We start from the raw sequence: 308 nt of genomic DNA, 5'->3' as shown, positions 1-308 counted from the left end.
AGGTCTTTGAAAATCGCATAAGATAACGGAGTTTTTATAGTACCCAACGTTTGCTCGTAATGAGTTTAGCAGGGGGAAGAAAAACAGGTTGATGTTAACGTCAACAAGAAAGGAGTCATGAATATGGCAACGAATCCATTTCGACAGTTGGACGTTATAAGGAATGTTTCTTTACATGGTCGCAAGGTAACAGATTGTTATCGTCTAATGTTTAATAAAGAGTTGTGGATTAAGGCGTATGCCAAGTTATATCCAAAACCAGGGAATCTTACGAAGGGAACTACCGAGGAAACAATTGATGGATTTAG

At 38.3% G+C, this 308-nt stretch carries 1 protein-coding gene; it reads left to right on the top strand.

Going from position 1 to position 308, the window contains the following annotated elements; translation table 11 throughout:
- Positions 1–123 precede the first annotated feature (123 nt).
- Positions 124–308: hypothetical protein (locus FS486_RS19865; protein WP_313957014.1), on the top strand; the 185-nt coding region annotated here is incomplete at its 3' end.

Source organism: Bacillus sp. FJAT-22090, assembly GCF_007676755.1.
Taxonomy (GTDB): domain Bacteria; phylum Bacillota; class Bacilli; order Bacillales_A; family Planococcaceae; genus Psychrobacillus.
Note: the sequence above shows the minus strand (reverse complement) of the source record. Positions and strands in the feature narration are given on the sequence as shown.